Source organism: Providencia sp. PROV114 (genome assembly GCF_032704305.1).
Taxonomy (GTDB): domain Bacteria; phylum Pseudomonadota; class Gammaproteobacteria; order Enterobacterales; family Enterobacteriaceae; genus Providencia; species Providencia rettgeri.
The window spans coordinates 1752320-1767111 of the sequence record NZ_CP120528.1; the positions used below are offsets into that span (position 1 = coordinate 1752320).

Below are 14792 nucleotides of genomic sequence, written 5' to 3' on the forward strand. Positions count from 1 at the left end.
TTGCGCCATGCTATTACCCTGGCTAATACTCATTCCCTTCATCGGAGGCCTGCTAAGCTGGCAGGCTGACCGGTTCAGTCATCGCGCACCGCGTTGGATTGCACTGGCAACGATGGGAATAACATTGATACTTTCCGTACAATTGTGGTTACAAGGGAGCTACTCCCTTGTCAATCCACAAGGTATTCCACAATGGCAATCTGTTTTCTTTATGCCGTGGATCCCGTCACTGGGAATTGACTTTCATTTAGCAATTGACGGTTTATCACTGCTGATGGTCGTGTTAACGGCTATCATGGGGGGCTTCTCAATTCTGAGCTCTTGGAGTGAAAACCAGAAAAACCAAGGTGCGTATCACTTTAACCTGTTGTGGATTATCACAGGTGTGATGGGGATTTTTACCGCGGTTGACCTGTTCTTATTCTTCTTCTTCTGGGAGATGATGCTGATCCCAATGTATTTCCTGATTGCCAATTGGGGACACAAAGGGTCAGAAAACAGACAACATATCAAAGCCGCGACTAAGTTCTTCATCTACACGCAAGCAAGTGGTTTGATCATGCTAGTGTCCATCATTGGCCTAGCGTTGGCGAACTACAATACTTCAGGTGTATTAACATTCGACTATAACCAACTGCTAGGTGCAGAACTCTCTAGCAATGTCGCATTTATGTTGATGTTAGGCTTCTTTATCGCCTTTGCCGTTAAAATGCCATTGGTTCCTTTCCATGGTTGGATGGCTGATACCCAAGAACAATCGCCAACAGCGGGTTCCGTGGATATCTCCGGTATCATGCTAAAAACCGCAGCATACGGTCTGTTACGCTTTACCTTGCCTCTGTTCCCAGAAGCGTCTATCCAGTTCACTCCAATAGCGATGACACTGGGTGTGATCAGTATTTTCTACGGGGCATGGTTAGCGTTCAAACAAACGGATATCAAACGTCTGGCGGCGTACAGTAGCTTATCCCACATGGGGTTTGTGACAGTCGCTATTTACGCGGGTTCAACCTTAGCTTACCAAGGTGCGGTGATTCAAATGATCACCAACGGTTTGTCCGGTGCGGCACTGATTATCATCAGTGGTCAACTGTATGAACGTACGCAAACTCGTGATATGCGCATGATGGGTGGATTATGGAAACGCATTAAATGGTTACCAGGAATGTCCCTGTTCTTTGCTGCGGCAACGCTAGGAATGCCAGGTACAGGTAACTTCATTGGTGAATTCATGATCCTGTTCGGTAGCTTCAGCCAATTCGCGTTAGTGACCTGCATTATGGTCTTTGGTGTGGTGTTTGCGTCTATCTATTCACTGTGGATGATGCAACAGACCTACTACGGTACACCTAAGTCTGAAAAAGAAATGAAAGGGTTAACGGCACGTGAATTTGGTGTGCTGCTGGCTCTGGCTGCTTTACTGGTTATTATCGGTTTCTACCCACAACCAATTTTAGATACCTCAATTGGTTCGATGGAAACATTGCATAACCTGTATTCTGCTTCACTTACAACATTAGGGCTGTAATTCGCCATGACAATAACTCCTCAAGAACTGATCGCAATACTACCACTGATGATCGTCGGGTTGACGGCGGTGGTTGTGATGCTGTCCATTGCGTGGCGACGCGATCACCTGACTAGTGCCGCGCTGACAGTATCAGGCTTTATTATTGCGTTGCTTTCACTCATTTGGGTAGCCGATGGCTACCTAATGGATGTGACTTCGCTTATTCGTGTTGATGGCTTTGCACTGTTCTATAGCGCATTAGTCCTGATTGCAGGTATTGGAACGTCTATCTTTGCTTACCACTGGTTAGAAGGTTTTGGTGATAATAGAGATGAGTTCCATTTACTTGTTGCTATCGCAGTAGCGGGCGGTGTGCTGTTATCTATGTCAAACCATATGGCATCAATGTTTATCGGTATTGAGCTGATTTCATTGCCTCTGTTTGGTCTAGTTGCCTATACCTTTGAGCGCAGTCGCACATTAGAAGCCGGGATCAAGTACATGCTGTTATCTGCAGCCGCGTCTTCATTCCTGTTATTCGGGATTGCGTTACTGTATGCAGAATCGGGTAGTTTAAGCTTTGCTGCTGTTGGTCAAAGCCTTTCCGATAGCCAAATTCACGCACCATTGGTGATGATTGGTTTCGGTATGCTGATTGTAGGTTTTGGCTTTAAACTGTCACTGTTTCCATTCCAACTGTGGACACCAGACGTTTACCAAGGTGCGCCAGCACCAGTGTCAGCCTTCTTAGCAACCGGTAGTAAAATCGCTATCTTCGCAGTATTAGTGCGTATTTTTCTGGAAGCACCAATCGCCAATAGCAATACGTTAGCGATTGTGATTTCTGTGATTGCTATTGCATCTATCCTGTTTGGTAACTTACTGGCTATCACACAAAAAAGTGCAAAACGCTTACTGGGTTACTCATCTATCTCACATATGGGTTATTTACTGGTCGCTCTTGTTGCGTTACGTATCGACCCTGTTGCGTCACAAGTCACTATCGCAATCTACTTAGTGGGTTACTTGTTTGCGAGTTTAGGGGCATTTGGTGTTGTGAGTATCGTTTCAAGCCCTTACCGTGGTGATGATCAGGATGACTTTAGTGCATTCCGCGGGCTATTTTGGCATAAGCCAATTCTTGCAACGGTAATGACGGTAATGATGCTTTCATTAGCTGGTATTCCAATTACATTAGGGTTTATTGGTAAATTCTATGTGATTGCATCCGCAGTGAATGCAGAGTTATGGTGGCTAACGGGGGCTGTAGTGGTAGGTAGTGCTATTGGTTTATATTACTACCTAAGCTTTATGGCTAGCCTATATAGTCGTGATGCAGAACATGCAGAACGTTATACAGGCCCTGAAAAAGCAACGTTAGGAACTGTTGTTGCTGTTATTTGCGCCATTGCTGTTATCGTCTTTGGTGTATGGCCACAACCACTTATTGATATGACATCAACAGCGCTTGCTGTGATTAACTAATAGGCCAAAATTTCCTATTGCTAATAAACCGGTTACTTCTAAGTAGCCGGTTTTTTTTAATCGGGTAACTGGCGTTGATATTGATATTCCATATCGTCTAAGAAAGACATGAGTACCTGACTTGCTAAGTTAATTTTTTGAATATTCAACATTTTTTCAGACGATTTTTCATTAATAAAATGACACCATTGCAACCAATAATCTTTAATTAAGCTTATCTGAGTAATAATTGACAATTTATGCGAATCTATAGTGGTTATTTGGTCAGCTAATAGCATGAGCTGAGAAAGCTTAAATATTGTTTTATCAATATGGTTAACTTCTTCTTTTAATTCTAAAATTTGATTGCCTAAATCTAATCTGACCTCGACAAGTTGCGCAAATTCCAAACCATCATCAATGATTGATAATAAATTTTTAATAAAGGCAACGGCTGATTTTAATATTTGTTTTTTATTTGTTGGCATATCAATTGAGTCAATTAATTCGTCATTTAACAAATGTTTCTTTAAGAAATCGGTAATTTTAGATTTTAATATAATATCTTCTGCTGCGATGATAACGGAGTGCTGTTGATTGATTTCATCTATTTTTAGAGTTTTGCTATTTTTGGATGTGACTAGAAGTTCTTTCTGCTCAGTATATTGATGTAGTTTGTGCTGATTGCTTTCTTCTAAATGAATGAGTGATAAAGAATCAGTGGTATAACTGAATTTGGTAATTATTCTTTCTAATTCTAACTTGAAATCAATTAAATCTTCAATGAAGCTTTTAACTAAGATTTCATCAGATATGTTGATATTTTCATTATTTAATTCGCTTTTTAAAATATAATTTAATTTTATTTTAAGTTTCGGTATTGAGTTTCTGATTATTTCATTGATATTAAAAGATTTACTGGCTATTTTTTGTATTTTTCCATGGATAATAAAATCATAATGTATTATGTTTTTATTAAATGCGGAAATTTCGTTTGACATATGCCTCAATTGATAAATATCAATAGGGGGGAGTATGGGTAAATCAAGCTTATCTTGCATATTAGTACCTTTTATTGAGGGGGAGTGTTATTTGGTTGAATTTCATCAAATAACTTTATTAAATGTGTCGAGTATTCTTGAATGGTATACCAAGATGTAATAGCACGTTTAAAATGAGTAATGAACTGAATAAGTTTTTCAGCGTTATTGATTTTTTTGAAAACCTCGATTGATTGAGTTATTTCGGTTAGGAGGACTAGCCACATATAATCTAAGTGGTCAACGGCTAACCGGGCATCTTTAAATAAACTATCAATTTTATGGAGATTGATTTGAATATCAAAAATAACTTTTTGGACAAATTTTTCTTTGTTGATTTGGTCACTAATTGATTGTATTTCTGTTAATGTTTCATTCTTTTTTGCCCGAATTTTTTCAGCCTTTGAGCCAAAAATCCCTCCAGTGATAATGAGGCCGATGACACCACCAACTAAACCCGTAAAACTGAGTTTCACAAAGTGTGAATACTCGAGTTCTAATTGCTGGAGTTCTTGTTTTTTCATTTTAAGTGATTCTTGTAAATAGGAATCGGTTGTTTCATTATTAGTGGGATCAAGTTGTTTATATAACCCTTTAACATTGAATAGCAATGATTCAACATGTTGATAATTAGATAAATAACCTCCTGTAATATGTACGCGGAAATCAGAAATGATATTTTTAATATTGCTTGTCTTAATAGATTGGTCTTTAATATCATCCCTAATTAATTGTAAGATATTAGTTAGCTCGGTAGCTATTTGCTGGTCATCATTTTGATAATATATTTCATCTAGTTCATGTTCACTAATATCATTCAAACTCTCAGACACTTTTTTCAAAATAGGCATATGGTTTATATATTCAATAATTTGCCCACCTGTTTGTATAATGTTTCGGCTAACTAGAGATAGATTGACAGATTGTTCTTTAACATGTTGTTCAACGTTATCCCAGCTATTGGCATGTTCACGAATATTGATAATGGTACCAATTAGTTCATTTGTATCGATTGGCAAGGTTGTTGATGAGGTAATACCAAACCATTTTAGAATATCATTTTTTTTCCAAGGCAAAGAAAGAGAAAAGTAAACGTGGCGATGTATGCTAATTAAATCATCTAATGTGAAAATACCGACTTCACGGGCTGAAAGTGTGTCTTGATTAGTTAATAAAGCTAAGGTTGTATGGCCTATATGTTCTTTTTCAATAATTCTGTCGTAATTATCTTTTGTATTCATTTTAAATTCCACATTGATTAAGTTAAAGATTGAATGCTTATTTTTCTTAGTACTGTTGTATGGTTAAATTACCTATTTATTGCAAATAAAAATATAAAGTTCATATTTGTTAACCTACTAGAAATTGACTGAAAGTTTTATATTAAAAAATGAAAATCAGAGCTAAAAAATAGCATTTTGAATAATTTAATATGTGTTTTAAATATTATTCTCTATTATTTTTATTTGAAAATCATCTATAGTAGTGCTAAATAAAATAACTAATAAGAATATGATATTAATTAAAATATACAATAATTTTTTTGTTTTGAATTAAAAAGGCTTGCAATGGAACATGGGTTTAAAGCTGACATATCACTATGTTTCAAAATGAAATTTTCATTGGGTAAAAATGATGCAGTTTCGAGAAAGAAGCAAAGATTAAAGGGGATAAAATCACATTTTCTATTAATTAAATGAATGGAGTGCTATGTAATATACATAATAAGCTATACTATCAACAGCCTGAAGGTCACTATTAGTGAGTGATAACAGGTTTATTTTGACACAGCTGCTCTTGGCTATCGTCATTTGAGTCATAAAAAATAATTATAGCGAAGTACTAAAAGCAATCTCTTAATTGCAGGTAATCTACTTTTAGTGCTGAATGGGCGGTATAGCATTTACTGTTAGTCATCAATGTATTAAAAAATTGTATTGCGCTATATAATAACCGTAGTGAATTTGTGTGATGTAGCAGTGGGAATCTAAAGTGAACTATAAAAAAATTGATCAATTGATAACTGAAATTTTGGACCATTTGTCTACATTGACACTAAAAAATCAAGAGTTTACTCGTTTAGTTTGGCAATTAGATGCACAAACCTCTTTTCCTGGCCTTTCATGGCTGTCGGCACAGCAAAGTTATCCTCAATTTTATTGGTATCAACGCACTGGCGCCGAGGAATGCAGTGCTCTTGGTATGGTGAAATCCTTTGATTCGATAGATACGGCACAAGTTTTTTTATCCCAGTATCCTGATATGCCAGAGATGCGCCTATGGGGGCTTAATGGCTGGAATGCGGTTGGAACGGGCATTCCTGAAGAGATAAAACGCCAATCAACTTTTTGTTTTTTGCCCCGCATTGAAATTCATCGATTACGTTCGACAATTAGTGTTAGCGTCAATATTGAGGGGGAAGAAGACCGCTTGAATGCTATTCATCTTTTACAGCAATTGAAGCCGGCTTCTCATGTGAGATTGACATTGAATGCCAATATTACTGCACAAGAACATATTCCTACGCATGATGAATGGTGTCGTTTATTAAATTGCGCTATTGATGACATGAAGTCAGGGAAGATGGAAAAAGTAGTGATGGCAAGGGAAACAAAACTCACCCTGTCTAAACCCATTGCGGTTGCTGAGTTTTTAGCCCAAAGCCAGCAGGTGAATCATCATTGTTACCATTTTATGATGGCCTTCAACGCACAGTCAGGGTTCATCTCTTCGACTCCGGAACGTTTATATTTACGGCAAAATGAACAACTGAATTCTGAGGCCTTAGCGGGAACTGTAGCTAATGACCCTGATGACGCCGTCGCTGCGGAGTATGCTAAGTGGTTGATGGACGATAAAAAGAACCAACACGAAAATTTAGTCGTTGTGGATGATATTTGCCAACAATTACAAGGTGCAGTGACGGGAGTTGACGTATCATCAGCAAAAGTGATCCGCTTGAGAAAAATCCAACACCTTTATCGCTCTATTGTTGCGACATTAATCAATCCTTCTGATAGCGATTGCTTACAACGTCTTCAACCTACCGCTGCCGTATGTGGTTTACCTCGCAAAGTTGCACGGCAATTTTTAGCAAGTAATGAACCCTTTTCTCGTGGCTGGTATGCAGGAACTGGCGGGTTTATTAGCTTAAATAAAAGTGAATTTGCGGTATCTCTACGTTGTGCACAAATAGAAGGTGCGCATGTCTCATTATATTCAGGTGCGGGCATTGTCAGTGGCTCAGACCCAGAGCAAGAGTGGATAGAAATTGAAAATAAAGCGGCGGGGCTTAAATCTTTGTTTGGAAATAACGAAAAACCATAAAGTTAAAATGGTTATTTTCTTTTATTTCAATTAGTTCACCAAAAATTGTTCTGAGATCAAGAAATTTATTTCAGCCAGTCTAAACTAGTTGATAACTAATAATTTGCTGAGCATATTATGTCGAATTCTGCTTTTAATCTCCGTTGGGCTGAAGTGATTATTGAAGCACTATCTCGCCACGGAATGAAACATATCTGTATTGCGCCAGGCTCTCGTTCGACGCCTTTGACTCTGGCTGCCATCAATAACGCCAAATTACATTGTCACACCCATTTCGATGAGCGTGGTTTGGGTCATCTGGCACTTGGATTGGCAAAAGCCAGCAATGAGCCAGTAGGTGTCATTGTGACGTCAGGGACTGCGGTTGCAAACCTTTATCCATCATTGATAGAAGCTGGACTAACTGGAGAAAAAGTTATTTTTCTCACCGCAGATAGGCCCCCTGAATTGATTGATTGCGGTGCTAATCAGGCTATTCGGCAGACGCATATTTTTGCATCTCATCCTGCTCAATCATTAATGTTGCCAAGGCCGACACAAGATATTTCAGCTAAATGGTTGGTAACCGCTATTGATAATGGCATGAACCAGTTACGCCATGGTGCATTTCATATCAACTGCCCATTTGCTGAGCCACTATATGGTGATATGGATGGGGAACATGAATGGCAGAAAACCCTTGGGGAATGGTGGAATTCGAGCCACCCGTGGCTCACTGAACCGTTAACTCATTCTGTCGCTCTAGTGGCAGATTGGTATTTTTGGCGGCAAAAAAAAGGCGTTGTGCTTGCCGGTAGAATGAGTGCGAGTGAAGGGGAGCTCGTTGCTAAATGGGCTCAAGAACTCGGATGGCCAGTTATAGGTGATGTGTTATCTCAAACAGGGCAGCCATACCCTTGCGCAGATTTATGGCTTCAGCATCCCGATGCTCAACAGGTTTTAAAACATGCAGAATTAGTTGTCCAGTTTGGTTCAAGCTTAACAGGAAAACGGCTATTACAATGGCAAGCCAATTGTGAACCGCAAGAGTATTGGATTATCGACTCGATACCTCAACGGCTAGACCCAGCTAATCATAGGGGAAGAAAGTTAACCTGTTCAATTAAAGGTTGGCTGGACAACCATCCTGCACAGCCGAGAAGTTTGTGGTGTGAATCTTTGCAGACGTTAGCGCAAAAAGCCCAACACCATGTACACCAACAGTTACATGACCAGTTTTCCGAAGCGGCGGTTGCATTTCAATTGCCAGAACTACTCTCACCACGAGGTCAACTATTTGTTGGAAATAGCTTAATTGTTCGTTTGGTGGATGCACTCGCACAACTTCCATTAGGCTATCCGGTATATAGCAACCGCGGCGCAAGTGGTATTGATGGTCTGATTTCTACCATGGCGGGAGTGCAACGAGCAACAGCTCGTCCAACATTAGCTATTGTTGGGGATATTTCTGCCTTATACGATTTGAATAGTTTGGCGCTGTTGCGAGAACCTTCAGCACCGACAGTCCTAATCATCGTGAATAACAATGGCGGGCAAATTTTCTCTATGCTCCCCACACCAGACGAAGCAAGGCAAAATTATTACTGTATGCCGCAGAATGTCAGTTTCGAGCCTGCTGCGAAAATGTTTGGCTTACAATATTGTGCGCCGACAGATTGGGGAACACTAAAAAATACTGTTCAACAATTTTGGCATAGTCAGCAAGGAACATTGCTGGTGGAATTACAGGTGGCAAGCGATGAAGGCGCGCGTACTTTAAAACAGCTGCTTAATGAAGTTGTGGAATTGTAATGTTATCCGCTCATCGACATCATTCTACCTCATCGGCTCCTTGGATCATTTGGTTGCATGGTTTGTTAGGCAGTGCGGATGACTGGTTACCCGTGATTGATCAAACACGGACTTTTCCATCATTAGCTGTGGATTTGCCAGGTCATGGCGGTTCTCATTCAGAGCCATGCCAGAGTTTTTCACATTTTGATCAACAACTCAGCGAGCTTTTACAGTATCATCAAATTAATGAATACTACTTGGTTGGCTATTCACTCGGTGCTCGGCTCGCAATGCATTTTGCCTGTCACTATCAGCCTAACGGGCTATTAGGTTTAGTAATTGAAGGCGGGAATGTGGGGTTAGCCAATGAACAAGAACGTGTTGCTCGAGCTGCTAATGATGAGGCATGGGCGCAACGTTTTCGTTCAGAACCCATTGAAAAAGTGTTAGATGACTGGTATCAACAAACTGTATTTGCTGATTTGTCGGCCACTCAGCGCCAACAGTTAATTCAGTTACGTGGACAAAATAACCCGCACAGCATTGCTGCTATGCTAGAAAACACATCATTAGCAAAGCAACCTTTTTTGGCGGACAAATTGCATCAATTAATCTGTCCTTATCGTTATTTTTGTGGCGAAAAGGATCAAAAGTTTCGAAGCGTTTCGCAACAATATGTTTTGCCGTTAACGCTGATTGAAAATGCAGGGCATAATGCACATCGGGAAAACCCCATGGGCTTTGCAACTGCACTACACCATTTTTTATCACACTGTGGTTAAAGGAATCTGATAATGATTTATCCAAGCGAAGAAAAATTATACGCACCAATTGAATGGCAAGATTGCTCTACAGGGTTTGAAGATATTCGCTATCATAAATCTCCTGAAGGAATTGCTAAAATTACGATTAACCGTCCAGAAGTGCGTAATGCTTTTCGTCCACAAACCGTGAAAGAAATGATCCAAGCACTGTCAGATGCACGTTATGATGACCACATTGGTACTATCATTCTAACGGGTGAGGGCGAAAAAGCTTTCTGTGCAGGCGGCGACCAAAAAATCCGTGGTGACTACGGCGGGTACCGTGATGAAAGCGGTACGCATCACCTTAACGTATTAGATTTTCAACGCCAAATTCGGACTTGCCCAAAACCTGTGGTTGCGATGGTCGCAGGTTTCTCAATTGGTGGTGGCCATGTGTTACATATGATGTGTGACCTGACTATTGCTGCGGATAACGCAATATTTGGTCAAACTGGGCCAAAAGTCGGTTCATTTGATGGCGGCTGGGGCGCATCCTATATGGCGCGTATCGTTGGACAGAAAAAGGCGCGTGAAATCTGGTTTTTATGCCGCCAATACAATGCACAAGAAGCATTAGATATGGGCTTGGTTAACACAGTTGTCCCATACGCAGATCTTGAAAAAGAAACCGTGCGTTGGTGCCGTGAAATGCTAGAAAATAGTCCAATGGCATTACGTTGCTTAAAAGCGGCATTAAATGCGGATTGTGATGGTCAGGCTGGCCTGCAAGAATTAGCCGGTAATGCCACTATGCTGTTCTATATGACAGATGAAGGGCAAGAAGGTCGTAATGCCTTTAATGAAAAACGTGCTCCAGACTTCTCTAAATATAAGCGTAATCCATAATGCGTAAAGCCCGTATTTATTCGTTCAGCCTGCCAATGGAGGCAGGCGTTATCCTTCGTTATCAGCGACTAAAAACTCGTGATGGGCTTTTAGTGTGTTTACAAGATGGGGATAATGAAGGTTGGGGAGAAATTTCGCCTCTACCTGAATTCAGTCGTGAAACATTAGAAGAAGCAACCGCCGAAACTATTAAGCGAATGAATGAATGGGTGAAAGAAGGCAAAATTTCTAATAGTCTACTACCCTCTGTTGCTTTTGGCTGTAGCTGTGCTCTAGCGGAGTTAACAGGGGAGCTACCGAAAGAGGCTGATTATCGCAAAGCACCACTGTGCAGTGGTGACCCTGATGACCTCATTTTGAGCCTTGATGCAATGGAAGGCGAAAAGGTTGCAAAGGTAAAAGTTGGGCTCTATGAAGCTGTGCGTGATGGCATGGTGGTTAACTTATTACTAGAGGCCGTTCCAGAACTGAAACTGCGCTTGGATGCGAATCGCAGTTGGACTCGAACAAAAGCTGACGGTTTTGCTAAATATGTTAACCCAGACTACCGTGACCGTATCGCATTCTTAGAAGAGCCGTGCAAAACCCGTGAAGAGTCACTGCAATTTGCAGCGGATACCGGCATTAGTATCGCTTGGGATGAAAGTGTACGAGAAGAAGGCTTTATGGTTGAGGCGCAGGAAGGCGTTTCTGCGATTGTAATTAAACCAACACTGACAGGCAGCTTATCTTATTGCCGCTACTTAGTAGAAGAAGCGCATCGCTTAGGATTACAAGCCGTGATCAGTTCATCCATTGAAAGTAGCTTTGGTTTAACGCAACTTGCTCGTGTAGCACATTGGCTAACGCCAAATACCATTCCAGGCTTAGATACGGTATCACTTATTCAATCTCAATTGATACGGCCTTGGCCTCAATGTGATATTCCGCTCCAGCAGTTAGATGATTTAACGCTTGTATGGCAGAACTAGATAACTTTAAAGATTGGCCTTGGCAACACTGGGCCAATCTTCGTCCCAATGCGATCGCCCTTGTAACTGAGTCCCAAAGTATGACTTGGGAAAGCGTAAGCCAACAAGTTACTGACCTTAAAACTTACTTTTTAATGCAAGGTGTAACACAAGGGCAGTGTATCGTTTTGCGTGGGAAAAATTCAGTTGAATTATTATTGAGTCAACTGGCACTTATTGCGTGTGGCGCTCGTGTCTTACCGTTAAATCCCCGCCTCCCAGAACGGTTATTAGCAGAATTACTGCCTCATCTTAATGTTAGCGCAGCCATTGATTTTACTGATGAATCAAATTTATTAGCTAATTATCGCCATTTAGATTATCAACTCTATTATCATTTTATTGGTGATGAAAAGGTTGCTCCGGTTGTTTTTCAAGAGGCTATTCAGCAGCCTGCTACTCTGATTTTAACATCGGGGTCGACAGGTCTACCTAAAGCCGCCGTTCACAGTGTTGCAGCTCACCTCAATAGCGCTGCCGGTGTTGTTAATATGATGAATTACCAGCAAGATGATTGTTGGTTACTCTCGCTGCCGTTATTCCATGTATCTGGTCAGGGTATTGTTTGGCGTTGGCTTTTGCAAGGCGGCGCACTTGCGGTAAAAAATATCCCTTTAGCCCAGGCATTACATGGGGTGACTCATGCCTCTTTGGTGCCGACCCAGCTATGGCGTTTATTGAATGATAACTCAATGGCGAATATCGCGTTGAAAGCTGTTTTATTGGGCGGAGCCAGTATCCCTTCAACACTCACGGACTTGGCACAACAACATGGAATTGCGTGTTGGAGTGGCTATGGGATGACAGAAATGGCTTCTACAGTTTGTGCTAAACGGGCAGATGGCAAGAAAGGCGTTGGTTTACCCTTAAAAGGTAAGCAAATTCGTCTTGTGGGTGGTGAAATTCAAATCCAATCAGACAGCCAAGCGCTTGGTTATTGGTTTGATGGGCAAATTCACCCTTTAAATTGCCTAGATAACTGGTTTAAAACCAACGATAAAGGAGCATTTATTGATGGCGAGTATCAGATCCTTGGTCGTTTAGATAATTTATTTATCAGTGGTGGGGAATGTGTTCAACCAGAAGATATCGAGTCAGTCATCAATTCATACCCTGATATCAGCCAAAGTTTTATTATCCCCATTGATGATGTGCAATTTGGGCAACGCCCTGTCGCGGTTATTGAAGCAAATGAGTCCGTAGGTTTACATCAGCTGGCGGATTGGCTAAAAGATAAACTCGCACCATACCAATATCCTATGGCCTTTTATTATTTAGACCCTGAATTGAAAGCTGGGGGAATAAAAGTGTCGAGACAACAAGTGAAAAAGTGGTTGTTAGCTAGAATGCAGGAATAGGGTGAAATAGTGGTGGGGTTATCCCCACCACTTAATAAATTACACTATTTTAGTGCTTTTAATGCTTTTTCAACACCAGCGCCGTATTCTGGGTGAACTTGTTTAAATAACTCGATTTGGCGCACTTGAGTGGCTTCTGTCGCGTCAATCAGTTCGCCCGCAATACGTTTAAACATACGTTGGTGCTCGGCATCATCTAATAACTCATATAATGCACGTGGTTGGCTGAAGTAATCTTGGTCTTCGCGGTGATCCCAATGGTCAGCGGCACCTTCAATAGATAATGGCGGTTCGCTAAAGTCAGGTTGCTCTTGGAATAAGCCGGCTTCATTTGGCTCATAGGTCACATGGTTGCCGCTATTACCGTCAACGCGCATTGCGCCATCACGGTGGTAATTATGGAATGGGCAACGTGGGGCGTTCACTGGGATTTGGTGGTGGTTAACCCCAAGGCGATAACGATGGGCATCTCCATAGGAGAATAAACGGCCTTGTAACATTCTATCTGGTGAGAAACCGATACCCGGAACCACGTTAGCTGGGCTAAACGCCGCTTGTTCTACGTCAGCAAAGTAGTTGTCTGGGTTACGATTAAGTTCAAAATAACCGACATCAATTAATGGATAATCTTTGTGCGGCCAAACTTTGGTTAAGTCAAATGGGTTATAAGGAACTTGAGAGGCTTCTTTCTCTGGCATAATTTGCACTTGCAAATTCCAGCGTGGGAAATCCCCTTTCTCAATGGATTCAAACAGATCGCGTTGTGAACTTTCTCTATCTTTACCGACTAATTGCTCTGCTTGTTCATCAGACAGATTCTGAATACCTTGTTGGCAACGGAAATGGAATTTAACCCAGAAGCGTTCATTATTACTGTTGATGAAACTATAAGTGTGGCTACCAAACCCGTGCATATGACGGTAACTTTGTGGTATACCACGGTCACTAGCATCAATGGTTAACTGGTGTAAAGATTCTGGTAACTGAGAGAAAAAGGCCCATTTATGTTCCATTGTACGCAGGTTAGAGCGAGGGTCGCGCTTAACTACGTGGTTTAAATCAGGGAATTTTAATGGGTCGCGGAAATAGAACACAGGGGTGTTGTTACCCACCATATCCCAGTTGCCTTCTTCAGTATAAAATTTTAATGCGAAACCACGAATATCACGTTCTGCGTCGGCAGCCCCGCGCTCACCTGCAACGGTAGAGAAGCGAGCAAACATTTCAGTTTTTTTCCCTATTTCAGAGAAAATTTTTGCGCGAGTATAGCGGCTAATATCATGAGTTACAGTAAACGTACCAAAAGCGCCAGAACCTTTTGCGTGCATGCGTCTTTCAGGGATCACTTCACGGTCAAAATGGGCAAGTTTCTCTAAAAACCAAACATCCTGTAATAACATTGGGCCACGTTTACCTGCTGTCATCACATTATTATTATTGGCGACCGGGGCGCCTGAGGCGGTAGTAAGGCCTTTCTTTTTCATCACAATGCTCCTTTGTTTGGATTAATGGACTACACAAACCTAACTAATAAGTTAATATTTTGTAAAAAATAAAAAACAGGACTACAATAAACTTGTAATTCAGTATAGTTATTATGGAATTGATTATCTAATTAATATAACCAATTACTGTGATTACCCGTGAAAAAAACTGCA

11 protein-coding genes are annotated in these 14792 nt (G+C 40.9%); 8 read left to right on the forward strand and 3 right to left on the reverse strand.

Translation table 11 applies throughout. The annotated features are described in order from the left end of the window. Positions 1 to 7: 7 nt before the first annotated feature. Together nuoM and nuoN are read left to right on the forward strand one after the other, a co-directional pair. On the forward strand, positions 8 to 1528 hold the full coding sequence (gene nuoM, locus P3L37_RS07570) for an NADH-quinone oxidoreductase subunit M (protein WP_004912225.1): 1521 nt from the start codon (positions 8 to 10) through the stop codon (positions 1526 to 1528). A 6-nt stretch (positions 1529 to 1534) separates the two neighbouring features. Further along, positions 1535 to 2995: an NADH-quinone oxidoreductase subunit NuoN gene (gene nuoN / locus P3L37_RS07575; RefSeq protein WP_004912223.1), complete on the forward strand. Its 1461-nt coding sequence runs from the start codon at positions 1535 to 1537 to the stop codon at positions 2993 to 2995. 56 nt (positions 2996 to 3051) lie between these two features. Here nuoN and P3L37_RS07580 read toward each other — a convergent pair whose 3' ends face one another. Beyond that, positions 3052 to 4035, reverse strand: a complete 984-nt coding sequence (locus P3L37_RS07580) for an alpha-xenorhabdolysin family binary toxin subunit B (protein ID WP_272667351.1) — start codon at positions 4033 to 4035, stop codon at positions 3052 to 3054. A gap of 11 nt (positions 4036 to 4046) precedes the next feature. Further along, complete coding sequence (locus P3L37_RS07585) at positions 4047 to 5255, reverse strand: alpha-xenorhabdolysin family binary toxin subunit A (RefSeq protein WP_109911556.1); 1209 nt, start codon at positions 5253 to 5255, stop codon at positions 4047 to 4049. Positions 5256 to 6006: 751 nt separating this feature from the next. Here P3L37_RS07585 and P3L37_RS07590 point away from each other — a divergent pair. The 6 genes from P3L37_RS07590 (at position 6007) to menE (ending at position 13134) form a co-directional block, all read left to right on the forward strand. After that, positions 6007 to 7341, forward strand: coding sequence for an isochorismate synthase (locus tag P3L37_RS07590; RefSeq protein WP_272667352.1), 1335 nt, complete (start codon positions 6007 to 6009; stop codon positions 7339 to 7341). Positions 7342 to 7458: 117 nt separating this feature from the next. Then, the gene (gene menD, locus P3L37_RS07595) at positions 7459 to 9132 is read left to right on the forward strand and encodes a 2-succinyl-5-enolpyruvyl-6-hydroxy-3-cyclohexene-1-carboxylic-acid synthase (protein ID WP_109911558.1); all 1674 of its coding nucleotides are present in this window, start codon (positions 7459 to 7461) and stop codon (positions 9130 to 9132) included. Next, the gene (gene menH / locus P3L37_RS07600) at positions 9132 to 9896 is read left to right on the forward strand and encodes a 2-succinyl-6-hydroxy-2,4-cyclohexadiene-1-carboxylate synthase (protein WP_109911559.1); all 765 of its coding nucleotides are present in this window, start codon (positions 9132 to 9134) and stop codon (positions 9894 to 9896) included. The genes menD and menH overlap by 1 nt, the downstream gene beginning before the upstream one ends. A gap of 12 nt (positions 9897 to 9908) precedes the next feature. After that, a complete protein-coding gene (gene menB, locus P3L37_RS07605; protein WP_004912212.1) occupies positions 9909 to 10766 on the forward strand; it encodes a 1,4-dihydroxy-2-naphthoyl-CoA synthase in 858 nt (285 codons plus the stop codon). Next, positions 10766 to 11737, forward strand: coding sequence for an o-succinylbenzoate synthase (gene menC, locus P3L37_RS07610; protein ID WP_004912210.1), 972 nt, complete (start codon positions 10766 to 10768; stop codon positions 11735 to 11737). Before menB ends, menC begins: the two co-directional genes overlap by 1 nt. Beyond that, positions 11725 to 13134 (forward strand): o-succinylbenzoate--CoA ligase, encoded by a 1410-nt coding sequence (gene menE, locus P3L37_RS07615; protein ID WP_196718733.1) that lies wholly within the window; start codon positions 11725 to 11727, stop codon positions 13132 to 13134. The genes menC and menE overlap by 13 nt, the downstream gene beginning before the upstream one ends. Before the next feature lie 44 nt (positions 13135 to 13178). Here the strand turns inward: menE and P3L37_RS07620 are convergent, their stop codons facing one another. Then, complete coding sequence (locus P3L37_RS07620; RefSeq protein ID WP_162598830.1) at positions 13179 to 14618, reverse strand: catalase; 1440 nt, start codon at positions 14616 to 14618, stop codon at positions 13179 to 13181. Between the last annotated feature and the right edge of the window lie 174 nt (positions 14619 to 14792).

Bases quoted from the DNA above. Each gene is read 5' to 3' on its own strand.
- menH (WP_109911559.1), top strand. From the start codon at position 9,132: ATGTTATCCGCTCATCGACATCATTCTACCTCATCGGCTCCTTGGATC.
- menD (WP_109911558.1), top strand. From the start codon at position 7,459: ATGTCGAATTCTGCTTTTAATCTCCGTTGGGCTGAAGTGATTATTGAA.
- nuoN (WP_004912223.1), top strand. From the start codon at position 1,535: ATGACAATAACTCCTCAAGAACTGATCGCAATACTACCACTGATGATC.
- P3L37_RS07585 (WP_109911556.1), bottom strand. From the start codon at position 5,255: ATGAATACAAAAGATAATTACGACAGAATTATTGAAAAAGAACATATA.
- menB (WP_004912212.1), top strand. From the start codon at position 9,909: ATGATTTATCCAAGCGAAGAAAAATTATACGCACCAATTGAATGGCAA.
- P3L37_RS07580 (WP_272667351.1), bottom strand. From the start codon at position 4,035: ATGCAAGATAAGCTTGATTTACCCATACTCCCCCCTATTGATATTTAT.
- P3L37_RS07620 (WP_162598830.1), bottom strand. From the start codon at position 14,618: ATGAAAAAGAAAGGCCTTACTACCGCCTCAGGCGCCCCGGTCGCCAAT.
- nuoM (WP_004912225.1), top strand. From the start codon at position 8: ATGCTATTACCCTGGCTAATACTCATTCCCTTCATCGGAGGCCTGCTA.
- menC (WP_004912210.1), top strand. From the start codon at position 10,766: ATGCGTAAAGCCCGTATTTATTCGTTCAGCCTGCCAATGGAGGCAGGC.
- menE (WP_196718733.1), top strand. From the start codon at position 11,725: ATGGCAGAACTAGATAACTTTAAAGATTGGCCTTGGCAACACTGGGCC.